This window comes from Blautia faecis (assembly GCF_020554845.1).
Taxonomy (GTDB): Bacteria; Bacillota; Clostridia; order Lachnospirales; family Lachnospiraceae; genus Blautia_A; species Blautia_A faecis.
In genome coordinates, this window is sequence record NZ_JAJCIA010000032.1 from 14702 (window position 1) to 31810 (window position 17109).

At 42.5% G+C, this 17109-nt stretch carries 14 protein-coding genes and 1 pseudogene; 14 read left to right on the forward strand and 1 reads right to left on the reverse strand.

The features are described 5' to 3' along the window. The first annotated feature begins 297 nt into the window (after positions 1-297). The 4 genes and pseudogenes from LIZ66_RS14225 to LIZ66_RS20120 form a co-directional block, all read left to right on the forward strand. Positions 298-2067 carry a Na/Pi cotransporter family protein gene (locus LIZ66_RS14225; RefSeq protein ID WP_148461683.1) on the forward strand — a complete coding sequence of 590 codons (1770 nt, stop codon included), beginning with the start codon at positions 298-300 and terminating at the stop codon, positions 2065-2067. 296 nt (positions 2068-2363) lie between these two features. Next, complete coding sequence (locus LIZ66_RS14230) at positions 2364-3050, forward strand: response regulator transcription factor (RefSeq protein WP_227200947.1); 687 nt, start codon at positions 2364-2366, stop codon at positions 3048-3050. Then, positions 3047-4381: a sensor histidine kinase gene (locus tag LIZ66_RS14235; protein WP_227200948.1), complete on the forward strand. Its 1335-nt coding sequence runs from the start codon at positions 3047-3049 to the stop codon at positions 4379-4381. The genes LIZ66_RS14230 and LIZ66_RS14235 overlap by 4 nt, the downstream gene beginning before the upstream one ends. Positions 4382-4400: 19 nt before the next feature. Then, positions 4401-4451 (forward strand): annotated as a pseudogene (locus tag LIZ66_RS20120) (DUF6783 domain-containing protein); the annotation flags it as partial. A gap of 35 nt (positions 4452-4486) precedes the next feature. On the opposite strand, the gene nagB reads toward LIZ66_RS20120, so the two are convergent. Next, a complete protein-coding gene (gene nagB / locus LIZ66_RS14240) occupies positions 4487-5212 on the reverse strand; it encodes a glucosamine-6-phosphate deaminase (RefSeq protein ID WP_173718210.1) in 726 nt (241 codons plus the stop codon). 258 nt (positions 5213-5470) lie between these two features. Between nagB and LIZ66_RS14245 the strand changes: the two genes are divergently transcribed. The 10 genes from LIZ66_RS14245 (at position 5471) to LIZ66_RS14290 (ending at position 17076) form a co-directional block, all read left to right on the forward strand. Beyond that, a complete protein-coding gene (locus LIZ66_RS14245; protein ID WP_195391683.1) occupies positions 5471-7213 on the forward strand; it encodes a cache domain-containing sensor histidine kinase in 1743 nt (580 codons plus the stop codon). After that, on the forward strand, positions 7188-7943 hold the full coding sequence (locus LIZ66_RS14250) for a response regulator transcription factor (protein WP_227200949.1): 756 nt from the start codon (positions 7188-7190) through the stop codon (positions 7941-7943). The genes LIZ66_RS14245 and LIZ66_RS14250 overlap by 26 nt, the downstream gene beginning before the upstream one ends. Further along, a complete protein-coding gene (locus LIZ66_RS14255; RefSeq protein ID WP_227200950.1) occupies positions 7927-9186 on the forward strand; it encodes an ABC transporter substrate-binding protein in 1260 nt (419 codons plus the stop codon). Before LIZ66_RS14250 ends, LIZ66_RS14255 begins: the two co-directional genes overlap by 17 nt. A gap of 178 nt (positions 9187-9364) precedes the next feature. Next, positions 9365-10642, forward strand: a complete 1278-nt coding sequence (locus LIZ66_RS14260; protein WP_195391680.1) for an ABC transporter substrate-binding protein — start codon at positions 9365-9367, stop codon at positions 10640-10642. An 83-nt stretch (positions 10643-10725) separates the two neighbouring features. Continuing rightward, complete coding sequence (locus LIZ66_RS14265) at positions 10726-11661, forward strand: carbohydrate ABC transporter permease (RefSeq protein WP_227199100.1); 936 nt, start codon at positions 10726-10728, stop codon at positions 11659-11661. A 19-nt stretch (positions 11662-11680) separates the two neighbouring features. Continuing rightward, positions 11681-12535, forward strand: a complete 855-nt coding sequence (locus LIZ66_RS14270) for a carbohydrate ABC transporter permease (protein WP_148461675.1) — start codon at positions 11681-11683, stop codon at positions 12533-12535. Positions 12536-12617: 82 nt separating this feature from the next. Further along, positions 12618-13928 carry an alpha-L-fucosidase gene (locus LIZ66_RS14275; RefSeq protein ID WP_173716896.1) on the forward strand — a complete coding sequence of 437 codons (1311 nt, stop codon included), beginning with the start codon at positions 12618-12620 and terminating at the stop codon, positions 13926-13928. A gap of 6 nt (positions 13929-13934) precedes the next feature. Then, positions 13935-15185 (forward strand): Gfo/Idh/MocA family protein, encoded by a 1251-nt coding sequence (locus LIZ66_RS14280; RefSeq protein WP_118582303.1) that lies wholly within the window; start codon positions 13935-13937, stop codon positions 15183-15185. Then, positions 15172-15999 carry an acyltransferase domain-containing protein gene (locus LIZ66_RS14285; protein WP_118582306.1) on the forward strand — a complete coding sequence of 276 codons (828 nt, stop codon included), beginning with the start codon at positions 15172-15174 and terminating at the stop codon, positions 15997-15999. The genes LIZ66_RS14280 and LIZ66_RS14285 overlap by 14 nt, the downstream gene beginning before the upstream one ends. Before the next feature lie 147 nt (positions 16000-16146). Further along, on the forward strand, positions 16147-17076 hold the full coding sequence (locus tag LIZ66_RS14290; protein ID WP_195409690.1) for a sugar phosphate nucleotidyltransferase: 930 nt from the start codon (positions 16147-16149) through the stop codon (positions 17074-17076). Positions 17077-17109: the final 33 nt, after the last annotated feature.

Below are 17109 nucleotides of genomic sequence, written 5' to 3' on the forward strand. Positions count from 1 at the left end.
CATGAGATATGCAGCGATAATTGTAAAATTATTCTTCATGTTTCCTGGGGGATTTTTTTGAATGTAAAATTTGGAAAATACAGTAAAATCAACTATCAAACAAATATTTTACATTTTCAACAGCCTGGCTTTACATTTTTCCTGTATAAGAAAATCCAAGATTGTAAAGTATTTTACATATATTTAACATTCTTCTCACCCGAAACTTTACACAGCCCACTTATATTGGTTTTGTAAACAAAAGAAATTAAGAACCCAATAAACTTTTAAAAGGATAAAAAAAGGAGAGGAAACGTAATGGATTTTTTTAGCATTCTGACATTGGTCGGCGGACTGGCGATGTTCCTTTATGGAATGCAGGTAATGGGAGACGGTCTGGAAAAGCTTTCCGGCGGTAAACTGGAAAAGATTCTGGAAAACCTTTCATCTAACCGTGTGAAAGCAGTTTTGGTTGGTGCAGCAGTTACTGCAATCATTCAGTCTTCATCGGCAACCACAGTTATGGTAGTCGGCTTCGTAAACTCGGGAATCATGCATCTGTCCCAGGCTGTTGGCTTTATTATGGGCGCAAATATCGGTACTACTGTTACCGCATGGATTCTCAGCCTGGCAGGAATTGAAAGCTCCAATTTCTTTGTAAGACTTTTGAACCCAAACTCATTTTCACCGATTCTGGCATTGATCGGAGTTGTTTTTATTGTCTTCCTTCATGATGAAAAGAAGAAAGATATTGGAAACATTCTGGTTGGTTTCGCAGTGCTGATGTTCGGTATGAATACCATGAGCGGTGCCGTAAAACCTCTGGCAGAGGTACCGGAATTTACAAACATCCTTCTGAAGTTCTCCAACCCTGTTTTAGGTGTGCTGGCCGGTGCACTTCTGACTGCTGTTATTCAGTCTTCATCAGCTTCTGTTGGTATTCTCCAGGCGCTTTGTGTAACTGGTGCAGTCCGTTACGGAGCAGCGCTTCCGATTATCATGGGACAGAATATTGGAACCTGTATTACAGCAATGCTTTCTTCAATCGGTGCTACTAAGAATGCAAAACGTGCAGCAATCGTTCATCTGTACTTCAATATTGTAGGAACTGTTACATTTATGGTTGTATTCTATGTGCTGAATGGATTTTTACATTTCTCTTTCATTGAAGAAGTGGCAGGTCCTGCCGGCATCGCAGTGATCCACAGTGCCTTTAACATCATTGCAACACTTGTACTTCTTCCATTTGGAGATATGCTTGTAAAAATGGCATGTGCAACTGTCCGTGATACAAAAGAGGAGAAAGTTATTTCCGCAGAAGATCAGGAGTTTATGATCCTGGAATCCCGTTTTCTTAGTAATCCTGGTATTGCTATTGAGCAGAGTAAAACAGCTGCCAGGAAAATGGCAGAGCAGTCCAAAACCGCTTTGAACCTTTCTTTTGGTTTGCTGGATGATTTCCAGGAGGAGACAGCTTTCCGTGTGGAAAAGATTGAAGCAAAGGTTGACCGCTATGAGGACGAACTGGGAACCTATCTGATCAAGTTGAATCAGAAAGATCTTTCTCTGGAAGACAGCCACAGCTTGTCCATTATGCTTCACTGTATCGGAGATTTTGAGCGTATTTCCGACCACGCACTTAGCATTATGAAATCTGCAAAGGAAATTTCAGAAAAAAATGCCCGCTTTTCAGACAAGGCAGTGCAGGAACTTCACATTATGGAAAAAGCCGTGTCGGATATTGTGGAAAAAGCGTATAGCGTTTTTGCAAATCAGGACATGAGAGCAGCCGAAGAAATTGAACCTCTGGAAGAGGTGATCGATGAGCTCAGCCGTGAGCTGAAAAGACGTCATGTAAATCGTCTTCGTGCCGGAGAGTGTACAATAGAGATGGGATTTGTGCTTTCTGATATTACAACCAGCCTGGAGAGAATCGCAGATCATTGTTCCAATATCGGAGTCTGTGTGACTCAGGTGCATGAGGATCTTTATGATACACACAGTCACCTTGACACTGTAAAAAATGCACCGGGAGAACATTTCCATCACGAACTGGAGGTTGCCCGTGTGAACTATATGCTTCCGTAACCGGGAGAGTAGATGTTGCCAGTTGCTGCTCTGGAAAAATTCCTGTGAGAATCATTTCCGGAGGCAGCAACTGGTAATATAATTTTTGCGGCGCGAAAACATGCGAATGCATGATTTCTGTGCATCGCGAAGCGTGTCACTGGCCAGGTCGTGAACGGTAACCTGTTTTCCTGCTTTTTACCGTGACTTTACAGTTGTGCACTTGTATAAGGGGAAAAAAGTACGTATACTAAGAAATAATGATGATTTACAGGTAATGTAAAAATAGGTAAGACATGGGAGGAGAATACTAAAAAATGATTTTTTGTGTTGAAGATGATAACAACATCCGTGATCTTTTAGTATATACATTGGAGACGACCGGATTTCATGCAAGAGGGTTAGAAGACTCCCAGGAATTGTGGAAAGCCCTTGCAGAGGAGGAACCAGAGCTGATTCTTCTTGATATTATGCTTCCGGGAGAGGATGGATATTCCATTCTGGAAAAACTGAAAAAATCTTCCGGAACCAGAGATATTCCCATCATTATGGTAACTGCCAAGGAAGCAGAATTTGATAAGGTCCGTGCTCTGGAAGCTGGGGCAGACGATTATATTACCAAGCCCTTTGGAATGATGGAATTTATAGCCAGAGTGAAGGCGGTGCTCAGGCGCAGCAGCCGCCACGGAGATGACAGAGAGCTTAGCTGTGAGGAACTTCGTATTTTTCCAGGCCGTCATCAGGTGTATTGTGATGAGCAGCCTGTGGAGCTTACCCGCAAGGAATTTGAACTTCTTCTGTATCTTATGGAAAACAGAGGAATCGTTATGACTCGTGACCAGATTTTGTGCCATATATGGGGCTATGATTTTGACGGGGAGACCAGAACTGTGGATGTACATGTGCGAACCCTTCGGCAGAAGCTTGGGGATACCGGCAGACTAATCGAGACTGTCCGCGGCGTAGGTTACAGAATGGCAGACAAGGGAGGCAGTCAGGGATGAAAAAGAAAATCCTCAGTCATACCAGTGTGATGATCGTTCTCACGGTTATCCTCACCTTTATAGCCGCCAGCTTTGTGATGTATGATAAGTTTAACAGTACTATGAAAAAGGGCGTCCGAGATGAAGCTGAATATGTAAAAGTGGGGATTGAAGAAGTTGGAGAAGAGTATTTAAACGGAAATGTGGGAAAAACCACAGATACACGTATTACGCTCACCGATTCAGATGGAAACGTGCTCTATGATAATGAGGCAGAGGCTTCAAAGCTTCCAAACCACAGCAGCCGTCCGGAATTTATCCAGGCCATGGAAGATGGACAGGGAGAAATTGTCCGTTATTCGGAAACCTTGTCACACCAGACCTTTTATTATGCGGTGAGGTTGAATGATGGCAGAATCCTCCGCCTGGCAAAAACAACAGACAGTGTGTTCCATACGTTGCTTAGCAGCTTTATCTGGCTGGGACTTTTGATGCTTTTGATCATTCTGGTAGAAATCGTGCTGGTGCAAAGGCAGACAAAGAGTCTGATCGAGCCGGTGAACAACCTGGATCTGGAGCATCCTCTTTCGAATGTATGCTACGAAGAACTCCGTCCTTTGCTGATGCGGGTGGATCAGCAGAATAAGCAGATTGCAAGCCAGCTGGAGGAGTTGAAGAAGACAGAGGCTGTGAGAAGGGAATTCTCTGCAAATGTTTCTCATGAATTAAAGACACCTCTGATGTCCATTTCCGGTTATGCGGAGCTGATGATGAATGGAATGGTGAGACCGGAGAATATTGCTGATTTTTCAGGACGAATCTATAAGGAGGCCAATCGTCTGGGAAATCTGGTGGCAGATATTATCCAGCTGTCGCGCCTGGATGAACAGCAGGATGCAGTGGTCTCCATGGAAAGTGTGGAGCTTGATGAGCTGGCAAAGGATGTGGTAAACAATCTCCGGGATCATGCGGAAAAGAAAAACATTTCGTTGGATTATTGTGGTATTCCAATCAACATTCAGGGAGTACGGCATGTTTTATATGAAATGCTGTACAATATTGCGGACAATGCTGTCCGTTACACCAATCCGGGAGGACATATTCATATTTATGTGGGCAGAAAAGGAGACCGTCCTTTTTACCGGGTAGAGGATGATGGAATCGGAATTCCGAAATCTGAACAGAAAAGAATATTTGAGAGATTTTACCGTGTGGACAAAAGTCATTCACGGCAGACCGGAGGAACTGGTCTTGGACTGTCCATTGTAAAGCATGGGGCAACCTTACATCATGCCCAGATCAATGTGGACAGCGATCTTGGAAAAGGTACAAAAATGGAGCTGCTTTTTTAGAGCGTGTTGAAAAAGGCTTTCTGCAAATTGTGACGTACAGCTTGCAGAAAGCCTTTTTGGAACATATTGAAGCAGCTCCTTTTTATATAAGCATAAATTAAAAAATTACAGTTCGCTCAGTGCATCCTCATCTGCCACAATAATTGCATTTGGATGGAACTGAAGGATGGAAGCCGGGCACTGTGGGGTAACAGGTCCTTTGATCGCAGCAGCGAGAGCCTTGGCTTTGTTCTTGCCGTTAGCTACAAGAAGAATGGTCTTTGCGCTCATAATATTGCCGGTTCCCATAGAAATAGCCTTGCGTGGCACATCCTCCTCGCTTGCAAAAAAACGCTTATTCGCCTGGATGGTAGCCTCTGTAAGATCTACACAGTGTGTGCCAGCCTGGAAATGGTCGTCTGGTTCATTAAATCCGATGTGGCCATTAGGTCCTATTCCAAGAAGCTGAAGGTCTGCAGCTCCCATATTCTTAAGCAGCGTATTGTAAGCTTCGCAGCAGGCCTCTGTATCCGGATTGGTTCCGTCCGGAACATAGGTATTCTTAATATCTATATTGACTCTGCTGAACAGGTTCTTGTTCATGAAGTAACGGTAGCTCTGGTCATTGGATCCGTCCAGTCCTACATATTCGTCCAGGTTCACAGATTTTACATGGGAAAAATCCAGTATTCCCTCTTCATACATAGCAGCCAGCTGATCGTAGGTACCTACCGGGGAAGAACCGGTAGCAAGTCCAAGGATACAATCCGGTTTGGACAAAATAACACCGGCGATAATGGTAGCTGCAGTACGGCTCAGCTCTTCATAATTCTTAACTTTAATTACTTTCATTTTACCTCTCCTTCTTTGTCAATAAGTGAGTATGATCACTTTAACAAGGTGCAAAAAAATGACGGCATTATCAGAATGCTGTCATATAAAAACCCTGCCCTTGTTCCTAAGACAATATCAGTATACCCTATATTTAGGCGAAATGCCATAAATATTTCTGCTTTTTTTTGCTTTTTTTGGTGAAAACTGATTGCAAGTTTCGAAAGCTTTTCCTATAATGAATTTATAACATAGAAATTTACCCTGGGGATAAATAAAATGAAAAAAACGTACACCCTGAAAAGGGAACTTACTCTTCTGATGATAGTGACCTCTGTATGCACCTTGCTGTCTGTATGCGCAGCTGTTTTCTATGTCTTTTTTTCTTTCTTTTTCCAGAAAACACAGGAAGATATTGAATATGTACTTCGCTATACCAGTCAGCAGTATGAGGCGCATATGCAGTTTATTGAGGATAGCGTGATCGCCATACGTCATAATACGGTACTGGATGAATTTTTTCAGAAGGAAGAATACGACCTGGAGGAAATAGAACCACAGCTTTCCTACAGCATGGAACTTTTTTCAGAGCGGAATATGGTAGAACGTCAGCTGCCTTTTGTCACTGGAATTTATTTGTTTAATAATGGAAATGAATGTATTTATGAGCACTATTATGCAACTACCCTGGCAGCAGGGAGAGAACAGAAGCGAAAATACGAAAAACTACAGCAGGAGTTCAAAGGCACCAGTGACCAGTATGCCTGTTTGTCCGATGAAGATGAATTGAATATTTTTTTTCGTATTTATGATGAGAATATGGCAGAAAAAGGAACCGGAATCGTGCAGATCAGCCAGAGTGCAGTAGCGAAAGTTCTGGAAACGGTACAGCTGTATCATAATGGAGGATGGGCAGTCCTGGACAAAAATGATCAGTTGCTTGTCTCAGAAGGCGCCCCGGAGCTGGTGAAAAAGCTGCAGACCTCTGAGAATTCATGGAGTGGAACAAAAGACCTGGAGGGTGCGAAAGTGATCGGCTATGGAAATCCCTGCGGATTTGGAGTACGCACGGTGATCACAGTGGGATATGGGAATATTTTTTCTATTTTGAAGCCCACTCTTTTTATTGTTCTTGTGGGTTTTGTTGTGGTACTGGGAATTGCATTTCTGGTTTCATATGCTATCAGCTACCGCTTTACAAAACCGGTCACCAGGATGATCCAAAGCATACAGGCCTTTGGAAAACCGGATCTGAATGTCAGAATGGAAGATTCTTCTATTCTGGAGTTTCATGACATGGGGATCGTGTTTAATGAGATGGCAGACAGAATCGAATATCTGATCACCCAGGTTTACGAAAAAGAAATTGTGGCAGCCAGATCCCAGGTAAAATATCTCCAGTCCCAGATAAATCCCCATTTCCAGTTTAATATTCTGGCCATGCTGAGTCTGAAAGCGAAAATGGCAGGAAATGAAGAAGTTTACGATGGGCTGAATGCTTTTTCCAGACTGATGCAGGGCAAGATATTCCGGGAAAAAGAGATTAAGATAAAGGTAAAAGAGGAACTGGAAATCGTTCAGTTCTATTTATATCTGCAGAAGAGCCGTTATCAGGCCAAACTGTCGTATGAGGTGAAGCTTGAGGATGAAAAAATCGGCGAAGATCTGATTCCTCGTCTTCTTATTGAGCCTTTGGTGGAAAATGCAGTTTCACACGGTCTGGAACCAAAGCGGGAAAAAGGAAATCTGCAGGTCCTTTTATATGAAAGGGAAATGCTTTATATCTGGGTAAAAGATGATGGAGTAGGCGTTGGTCAGAATCAGATGAAGGCAGAGGAAAATAAAGAAAACATTCCCCATACCCATGTGGGATGGGAAAATACAAAGAAAATGCTCCGGATCCTGTATGGGGATCATTACAAGTTCCAGGTCTGGAGCGAACCGGGAAAGGGAACGGAAATAGAAATTGCAGTTCCAATTGAAAGAGGTGGAAATTATGTGGAAAGTGATAGCAGCCGATGATGAAGGATACATCAGAGAGGCTTTGCAGAAGCTGATAAACTGGGGAAAAATGAACTGCTCTCTGGAGAAAGTAGTCAGTGATGGACAGGAGCTGTTGGAAGAAATCGGGGAAGAAATGCCGGACATTGTGATCACAGATATACAGATGCCTGGTGCTGACGGGTTAGAAGTATGTAAATATATATACGAAACCTGCCCGGAAACCCAGGTGATCATCCTTACCGCATATTCGGATTTTGAGTATGCCAAACGTGCCATTAAATACAGTGTATGTGAGTATGTGCTTAAGATTTCCATTATAGACGAACTTCCCCAGGCAGTGGAAAAAGCAATCGGAAAGCTGTCCAGACTGAAAAAAGAGCTTGAAATCCAGGAGCATACGAAGGCAGAAGAACCGGAATCATTGCTTGACCAGATCGAACAGTATCTGGAAGAAAATTTTCGCAAAAAGATCACGCTGGATGATATTGCAGATACCCTGCATGTGAACCGCAGCTATCTCAGTCGTTATTATAAGAATAAAACAGGTGTGAATCTGTTTGATGAGATTTTAATGAAAAGGGTGGAAAAGGCAAAAGAATATCTGCAGAATACAGAGATGAAGACTTATGAGATTTCAGAAGCGGTAGGAGTGGAAGATGCTGGTTATTTCTCAAAAATGTTTAAAAAGATAACCGGGGTATCACCAAAAGAATTCAGGAAAAGAGAACAACATGAAGAGAAAAATTAGAGGTCTTTTCTTTAGTATCGGAATAGCCGGGAGTCTGATCCTTGGAGGCTGCGGGAAAGAAGAAAAAGAGCCTGTAACTATCACAATGATTCATGCATGGGGCGGAACTGGTGAAGATCATGTAGCTATGAGGGATATTTACGATGGATTTCAGAAGGAGAATCCGGACATTGAGGTGCGGCTGATCTCCATGCCAGGAAGAAAGGAAATGCTGCGTAAGGTGGAAGATATGATCATGGTGGGAGATATGCCGGATGTGATCACCTTCAGTGGTATGGGACAGAATACAACCTATGATTTTATTGTGGAAAATAATATGGCGCTGGATATTATGCCCTATGTGAAAAAAGATGAAGAGTTTGCCTCCGATATTTCCCAGACCAATTTGAACTATTGGACCACAGAAGAAGGGGAGCTGTTTACAGTGTCAGATGTTTTGTCCTTAAGTGGTGGTTATTGGTATAATGAAGATATTCTGCATGCAGCTGGCGTAAGGGAAATTCCCAGGACCTGGGATGCTTTTCGCGGTATGTGCTACAAGATCTGGAAATGGTCGGAGCGTGAGAATAATGAAATTGCTTCGCTTCAGACATCTCCGGAGGGCTATCTTTATTTTATGGACCATATGCTTCTGGAAGAAGGTACAGAAAAGGACAGAAACGATATCGGTACAATTTCAGAGGTGTTGAAACGGCTGCAGGAAATTTATGTATATTCCACCTCCGAAAATGCAGAATACAGTTATTTGGATGAGACCAGATTGTTCAATGAAGGAAAGCTTGCCATATATGTGAATGGCGTATGGGGCGCTTCCTTGATTTCCGAAAACATTAATGCCAAGTATGCACTGCTTCCAACTACATCCGGGAAAAATCTGTCTTGCGAATCTGCCTGTTTTGGTTATGTGCTTGGAAAAAGTGGAAACGAACAGAAAGAGGAGGCTTCCATCCGGTTCCTGAAATATATGCTAAGCAAGAAGGTGCAGACGCGGATTTTGGAGGAAACAGAGCAGATTCCGGCGAATAAGCAGGTAGTTCTGGATTCTTACGAGAAGGAAATGCCGCGGCTGTTTCAGGCTGCTTCTCTGGTTCTAAGTGCAGAGGATAAAATTGAAGTTCCGGATAATCTGTGGACTTATGAACAGAAAGCCTATTTTACAGAAAACATTTTCAGAGAGCTTACCGGTAAAATTTCACCGGAAGCTTTTACCCGGCAGCTGGGTGAAATGAAAATAGATAAATAGGGAAAATAAAGATAAGGAAAATATTGCCGTCAGGTAAATATTTTCCTTATTTTTATTGTGAAAATGTCAATAAATACCTGTAAATTGCAAATGGGATTCATTCAAAAATACTAAAAACAAGGGTAAAATAAGGACAGTTAAAGCAAAGACGTATAATTTATGAAGGAGGATTTTTGTAATGAAGAAAAAAATGGTAAGTGTTTTACTGGCAGCAGCAATGGGGACTACTGCACTGGTTGGATTTGGAACGACTGCTTATGCAGATGATGATGTTCTGGAATTTTACCATGGATATTACCAGGATGAGAGCGAGTGGGCTGCAGCTCAGGTTATGAGGGATATCTATGATGAGTTCGCAAAGGAACATGCTGATGGATCAGTTACATTCAAACCAATCGCTGTAGAAAACAGAGATGACATTGTAAGTGCACAGGTTGCTGGCGGTTCCTTCCCGGATCTGGTAGATGTAGGCGGTGGCGGAGTTCCGCAGGCAGCACTTTCCCAGGATCTGGTATACGATCTGAAACCGTATATCGATGAAAATGGTCTGCAGGATGCAGTTGGTCTTAACTATACACAGCATGATATGGATGGTCATATTTATGCAGTGCATGATCAGATTGAGAGCCGTGGCTTATGGTATAATTCCGATATTTTTGAAAAAGCCGGAATTACAGAGGAGGCGTTTGCAGACTGGGATTCTTTTGGAGAAGCAATGGAAAAAATCCGTGCTTTGGACGAGGATGTGTACGGATACATTGCAGGACAGGGCTCCAGCTATATTGTAAACACGGTTATGGCTTCCACAGATGCAGGCAAGAAAATGCTGGAATCTGAGCTGACAGAGGACACCATCAATTCAGAGGAATTTGCAGCTGCATTTAAGACTGCTGCAAACCTGGATCAGGCAAATGGTTCTGAGCATACTACAGATGATAACGGAAATCTTATGGCAGAATTTAATACAAATGGTAAGGCTGGTGTTCTTTTCAATGGTGTATGGAATGCAAGTGGAATTGATGCGTCTTTAACAGATGCCATTGAGCCTGCTTTATTCCCTGGAAATATTGCAATCGCTTCTGCAGGCGGCGGACTTGCTGTGGCAAATAACATGAGTGATGAGAAAACAGAGCTGGCACTTGAGTTTATCAAATATATGACAAGTGCTGAGGTTCAAGAAAAAATCTTCACTGGCGTACAGGCAAATCCATGTAACACAACAGTTGATTTGAACGCACTTGCAGAAGAGAGTGATGATGCAGCTACAAGAAAGCTTGCACAGGCTTGTTCTCAGGTAAATGAAGCTGATACTGTAGTGATTGACATGAACTATACCTGGGGATCTGACGTGGACAAAGCTATCATCAATGCATTGATGGAGTGTGCGGTATCAGGAACAGATATTGATGCAAGATTTGCAGCACTTCAGACAGAGCTGATCGCGTTGGTTGCTTAAAGCACACAGCTGTGATGAACAGAAACTATGAATGAAATAGAAGAGGGAGGGGAGAAATCTCTTCCCTTTTTGGAGGTATGAATTTGGAAAATCAGAATGCTGCGAAAAAAAGAAAGAATAAGCTGGGTACGCGGAGAAAAGGATTTATTATAGCGTTTCTTGCGCCTACCCTGATCGCATTTTGCGTATTTTATCTGTATCCCATTATTACGGTGTTTATCACTTCTTTCTGCAAATGGGATTATACCAATATTACTAGTCCGGAGTTTTTCGGCTGGAGCAATTTGTGGGATAATTATGATTATATTTTTAACAAGTATCCATTTTTCTGGGAAGCACTGAAAAATTCAACCACCTGGGCCATTCTTGGAACAGTGGTACAGATTCCCATTGCTGCTTTGATCGCTCTGGCCCTGTCCAGAAAGGTAAAAGGTATTAAATTTGTACGAAATGTCTATATTATTCCGAATATGATCTCAACTGCCGCTATGGGCATTGTATTTTTACAATTGTACAACCCTTCTTATGGAATTATCAACCCGATCATTCGTCTTTTCAACAAAGAATTCAGGGATAATATCCTACTTCTGAAAGGACCGGCTTTTGTGGCCATGACCTGTGCCTATATTTTCTTTACAGGAACTACAACTTTAATGATTTTGGGGAATATTATGGCAGTGCCGGAAGAGGTAAGAGAAGCAGCTATGCTGGATGGGGCAAGCGGTCTGAGACAGGACTGGTATATTACAATCCCTATGATCAAAGGAACTTTAAAAACAGTATCCGTTCTTGCTGCAACCTCCGGCTTCCTTCTTTATAACGAGGTTTATTTCCTGACAAAAGGAGCTGCAGGAACCTACAGTATCAGTTACATTATCCGCGAGCTTGCCATTACCAGTCCGAGAACCCAGTTTGGACGAGCCAATGCAGTGGCAATGATCCAGATCCTGGCTGGGATGGTGATCATTCTGGTGATTAATTTTGTATACAGCATTTCTTTCAGGAAAGAGAAAGAATAAGAAGGAAAAGAGGATGAATATGAAAAAAACAAATACCCTGAAAGGTGTAAATAGTATGCCGGCGGGAACCAGGATCGTGACTTACATTTGTCTTGCGTGGGCGCTGATCGTGTCGTTGCTTCCCATTGGCTGGCTGGTTTTATCCAGCCTGAAAAAAGATCCTATGGCGAGACCTGGCTTTCAGCTTCCGGAATCCATTTGTCTGGATGGTTATATTTCCACATTTAAAGATTTACATGTGATGAGATATTTTGGAAACAGTCTTTTTGTCGCAGGTGTTTCCGTGGTGATCAGTGTGGTGATGATTTCCATGTCTGCATATGTGGTAGCGCGAATGGAATTCAAAGGAAAAGCACTGGTAAATGTACTTTTGTATTCCACCATGTTTATCCCAGCCACAGCCCTTACTTATCCGGTATATAATCTGGTAAACCGCCTGCATTTATATGATACAAGATCTGCGCTGATCCTGATTTATTCCTGCAGTGGAATTGCAGTGAGTTTTTTTGTGATCAAAAACTATTACGACAATATCCCAAGAGAGCTGGAAGAGGCGGCGAGAATTGACGGATGTGGGTATGTACAGACCTGGATGAAAGTAATTTTTCCAATTGCACGTCCGGGAATTATGACAGCAGCTGTGCTTGCGTTTTTGAATAATTGGAATGAGTATTACTGGGCCTCTCTTGTGCTGATCACAAGGGAAAAGCTGACAGTACCGGCGCTTTTGTCTACTTTCACAACAGCCTTTAACACCAATTATAACGGACTTTTTTCCGCTATGGTGATTATCATTCTTCCGCCTGTGCTTCTGTACTGTATTTTCAGCAGATTCTTTATTGAGGCACTGTCTGGCGGAGCCGTGAAAGGTTGACAGGTGAAATGAAAGTTTTTTGATAAAAATGCTGAATATACAAAATTTTCTGATATAATGAAGAAGACAGGAGAATAGAAACATGAATGAGGAAATAAGACAGCGCACCAAATGGTTTATGGAAGACAGATTCGGTATGTTTATTCATTGGGGATTATACTCCATTCCAGCATGCGGTGAATGGATGATGTCACAGAAAGAAATGACAATTGAGGAATACAGTAAGTATTTTGATCAGTTTGATCCTGTGGATTATGATCCGAAGAAATGGGTTTGTCTGGCAAAAAAAGCAGGCATGAAGTACGTGGTACTTACAGCAAAGCACCATGACGGATTTTGTCTGTTTGACTCTAAACTGACAGACTACAAGTCAACAAACACAAAAGCAGGCAGAGACCTGGTAAGAGAATTTGTAGATGCATGCCGAGAGGAAGGATTAAAGGTTGGTCTTTATTTTTCCATTATCGACTGGCATCATCCGGATTTTCCTAAATATGGAGACAGGCAGCATCCTATGCGAAACAATCCGGCATATAAAGATGAAAAAATTGATTTTGACAGATATCTTGCGTATATGCATGGCCAGATAAAGGAACTTGTAACAGGGTATGGCAAGCTGGATCTTCTATGGTTCGATTTTTCCTATGACGATATGACCGGAGAAAAATGGAAAGCCACAGAGCTGATCAAAATGGTTCGAAAGTATCAGCCGGATGTGATCATTGACAACCGTCTGGAAGGTGCGGGGGATAACCATGGCAGCATTACAACAGAGAAACCACTGATTTACAGCGGTGATTTTGCAAGTCCGGAGCAGATCATTCCTCCAAAAGGAGTATGTGATGACAAGGGAGAACCCATTCCATGGGAACTTTGTGCCACTATGAATAATCATTGGGGATATTGCAATTTCGACCATCAGTATAAGACCCCTCAGATGCTTGTAAGAAAGCTGGTGGAATGTGCCAGCAAGGGTGGAAATATGATCCTGAACGTGGGACCAGATGCCCGTGGAAATATTCCGGAGGAGAGTGTTCAGATTCTCACAGAAGTTGGAAAATGGATGAAAAAAAATGGGGAGAGCATTTACGGATGCGGAATTTCCAAATTGGAAAAGCCGGATTGGGGAAGATATACCCAGAAAGGTGACATCATTTATGCTCATGTTTATGAGACACCGCTTGGAGCACTTCCGCTGTATGGAATCGGCCCGGATAAGCTGGAATCTGTTACATATCTTGCAGACGGCAGTGAGGTGAACAGAGGGGAAGCATGGAATACGGTGCTGTATCCGGATGTGGCCTTTGTTTCCTTCGGAGATGATCCGGTATTTACCTATCCATTGCCAGATGAAAAAGATACGGTTTTAAAAATACGTTTGCGACAGGAGTAAAAGAGTATGAAAAAGGTAACGAGTATTGTAATTGGAGCAGGCCTTAGAGGAGGTCATGTTTATTCTCAGTATGCACTGGACCATCCAGATGAATTTCAGGTGGTGGCAGTTGCAGAGCCGGATAAAGAGCGCAGAGAGAGCTTTGCAAAAAGACACAATATTCCGGAAGAGCTTTGCTTCGAAAGCTATGAAGAGCTTCTTGGAAAAGAAAAGCTGGCAGATTGTGCCATGATCTGCACCATGGACAGGATGCATTATGAGCCTACGATCATGGCTCTGAAAAAGGGATATCATGTACTTTGTGAAAAGCCCATGTCTCCCGACAAGAAAGAAATCATTGAAATGGGAGAGATGGCGAAGAAATACGACCGTATTCTGTCCGTGTGCCACGTACTTCGGTATTCTCCGTTCTTTTCCAAATTAAAAGAACTTCTGGAAGAAGGCAAAATAGGAAGACTTATGACTATCCAGCATATGGAAGAGGTAGGTTACTGGCATCAGGCACATAGCTTTGTAAGAGGAAACTGGAGAAATGCAGAGGAATCCAGTCCTATGATCCTGCAGAAATGCTGTCATGATATGGATATCATGCTGTGGCTGGCAGACAGTAAATGCGAAAGCCTTAGTTCCTTTGGTGAACTGTCTTATTTTACAGAGGAAAATGCACCGGAAGGAGCTCCTGCTTATTGTCTGGATGGATGCCCACATAGAGATGAATGTGCTTTCTATGCACCACGCTTTTATCTGGAGAATTTAGATGGCTATCTGGTACGTGCAGTGACCGATCAGACAGATCCGGAGCATGTATTGGAGGCTTTGAAAAAAGGACCTTACGGAAGATGTGTATTCCACTGTGATAATACAGTAGTAGATCACCAGTCCGTTGACATAAAGTTTGAAAATCAGGTAACAGCGTCCTTCCTTATGACAGCCTTTACAGACCAGTGTGCTAGACGGATCCGTCTTATGGGAACAAAAGGTGAGATCAAAGGCGATATGGATGCAGGTACTATTGAGATCAGAGATTTTGTCAGTGGGAATCTGGAGACAATAGAGCTTCACACACCTGCAAACGGACATAACGGAAGTGATATGAGTATGATGCATGATTTTGTCCGTATGGTAGGAGAAGGAAGAAAGGGTAAAACAGACGCTGCTGTTTCCGTGGAGAGTCATCTGATGGCACTGGCAGCAGAGGAAGCAAGAATAACGGGACAGGTTGTAAATCTCAGAGGATTTGCCAATGAAAATAAATGAATTTTTAGCTGAAATCAACATGCTGCCGGAGGCTGTGCATCTGCTTAATGAGCTTCAGGAATCCGGACGCATTGGGGAGGAAGAATATCAGGAAAATAAGCTTTTGTATGAGAAAGACAGAGCTTTGTTTTATGAAAAAATTCTTTTGGAAAAGGATTATCGGCTTGTGTTTCTGTATTATTTATGCCGCATGGGCGCCGAAACCTATGATGCTTATGAAAAGCGGGGAATCAGCCGGGAAATTTTCAGGGACACTTTTTACGATCTGACCTTTTGGTGTGAAAACTGTTTTCTGGAATATGGAGAGTATGGAATTGATGAATACGACTGGTTTTTCCGCCATATGAAGCTTACCATTTTCAGGCTTGGAAGAATGCAATTTGAAATCATGGATTCCCGCTGGAATTTTACAGCAGGAGAAAGAATGGTAAAAAAAGGAGATCCAATCATCAGTATTCATATTCCACAGGGCGAAAAGCTCACACTGGAGAGTGTGAGGGAATCCATTATTCAGGGAATGGCTTTCTGGGGGAAAGAGATGCCGTATCTGTGTCATTCCTGGCTGCTCTATCCGGGGCTTAAAGACATTTTGCCGGAGAAAAGCAATATCATTATGTTTCAGAATCAATTTCAGATCGTAGAAACAGATTGGGATGAGCGTGAGGCTGAATGGCGTATTTGGGGGAAAGTACAGCGGAACCTGAATGTATATTCCGAGAACACATCTCTTCAGAGAGCTGCAAAGAAATATCTGAAGTCAGGAAAAGTGCTGGGGAGCGGTCTGGGAATATTAAAACCGGAGTATTTCCTGTGAAATAATTGATAGAAATTGACAAGAAGAGATTTGTCTGTTACCATCGAACCAGGGGCAATTGTTTGTCCCTGGTATCGTTATGAATAAGCAACAAAGCGGATCAGGAATCTCCGCTTTGACAAATAAAAAATGGGAGGCAGCAATAACATGAAAAAGCCGGTATTGGTAGTAATGGCAGCAGGTATGGGAAGCAGATATGGTGGCCTGAAGCAGATCGATCCTATTGATAAGGACGGGGACATTATCATTGATTTTTCTATCTATGATGCTATTCAGGCAGGGTTTGAAAAAATTGTATTTATTATAAAGAAGGAGAATGAGGCTGATTTCCGTGCCGCTATCGGAGATCGTATGAGTAAGCATATCCAGGTGGAATTTGTATTCCAGGATCTGCATAATCTGCCGGAAGGCTTTACAGTTCCGGAAGGACGTGTGAAGCCATGGGGAACCGGACATGCGATCATGAGCTGTATTGATGTGATTGATGGACCTTTTGCCGTTATTAATGCGGATGATTATTATGGACGTCATGCATTTAAGATGGCATATGATTTCCTTACAGAGAATCAGGATAAAGACGGCATTTATCAGTACATGATGGTAGGCTACAAGCTTGAGAACACATTGACAGATAATGGACATGTGGCTCGTGGTGTTTGTGTGACAGACGAAGAGGGATTTCTGAAGGATATTAATGAGCGCACCCATATTGAGAAGAGAGATGGCGGTGCTGCTTATACCGAGGATGATGGTGCTACATGGACAGAGCTTCCTATGGATGCTACGGTGTCTATGAATATGTGGGGATTTTCTGCAAGCATTCTGAGAGAACTGAAGGACAGATTCCCATTATTCCTGAAAGAAAATGTGGAAAAGAATCCTCTGAAATGCGAATATTTCCTTCCATTTGTTGTAGATGAGCTTCTTGGCGAGAAGAAAGCAACTGTCAAAGTTCTGAAATCTATGGACAAATGGTACGGAGTTACCTATAAAGAAGATAAGCCGGTAGTAGTTGCTGCAATTCAGAAGCTGAAAGATGACGGTCTTTATCCTCAGAAGCTTTGGGAGGAAAAATAAGTGGGAAAAACAAAAGATGTAAGCCATCAGGAA

Coding starts and splice junctions, on each gene's coding strand:
- LIZ66_RS14225 (WP_148461683.1), top strand. CDS start 298: ATGGATTTTTTTAGCATTCTGACATTGGTCGGCGGACTGGCGATGTTC.
- LIZ66_RS14230 (WP_227200947.1), top strand. CDS start 2,364: ATGATTTTTTGTGTTGAAGATGATAACAACATCCGTGATCTTTTAGTA.
- LIZ66_RS14235 (WP_227200948.1), top strand. CDS start 3,047: ATGAAAAAGAAAATCCTCAGTCATACCAGTGTGATGATCGTTCTCACG.
- nagB (WP_173718210.1), bottom strand. CDS start 5,212: ATGAAAGTAATTAAAGTTAAGAATTATGAAGAGCTGAGCCGTACTGCA.
- LIZ66_RS14245 (WP_195391683.1), top strand. CDS start 5,471: ATGAAAAAAACGTACACCCTGAAAAGGGAACTTACTCTTCTGATGATA.
- LIZ66_RS14250 (WP_227200949.1), top strand. CDS start 7,188: ATGTGGAAAGTGATAGCAGCCGATGATGAAGGATACATCAGAGAGGCT.
- LIZ66_RS14255 (WP_227200950.1), top strand. CDS start 7,927: ATGAAGAGAAAAATTAGAGGTCTTTTCTTTAGTATCGGAATAGCCGGG.
- LIZ66_RS14260 (WP_195391680.1), top strand. CDS start 9,365: ATGAAGAAAAAAATGGTAAGTGTTTTACTGGCAGCAGCAATGGGGACT.
- LIZ66_RS14270 (WP_148461675.1), top strand. CDS start 11,681: ATGAAAAAAACAAATACCCTGAAAGGTGTAAATAGTATGCCGGCGGGA.
- LIZ66_RS14275 (WP_173716896.1), top strand. CDS start 12,618: ATGAATGAGGAAATAAGACAGCGCACCAAATGGTTTATGGAAGACAGA.
- LIZ66_RS14280 (WP_118582303.1), top strand. CDS start 13,935: ATGAAAAAGGTAACGAGTATTGTAATTGGAGCAGGCCTTAGAGGAGGT.
- LIZ66_RS14285 (WP_118582306.1), top strand. CDS start 15,172: ATGAAAATAAATGAATTTTTAGCTGAAATCAACATGCTGCCGGAGGCT.
- LIZ66_RS14290 (WP_195409690.1), top strand. CDS start 16,147: ATGAAAAAGCCGGTATTGGTAGTAATGGCAGCAGGTATGGGAAGCAGA.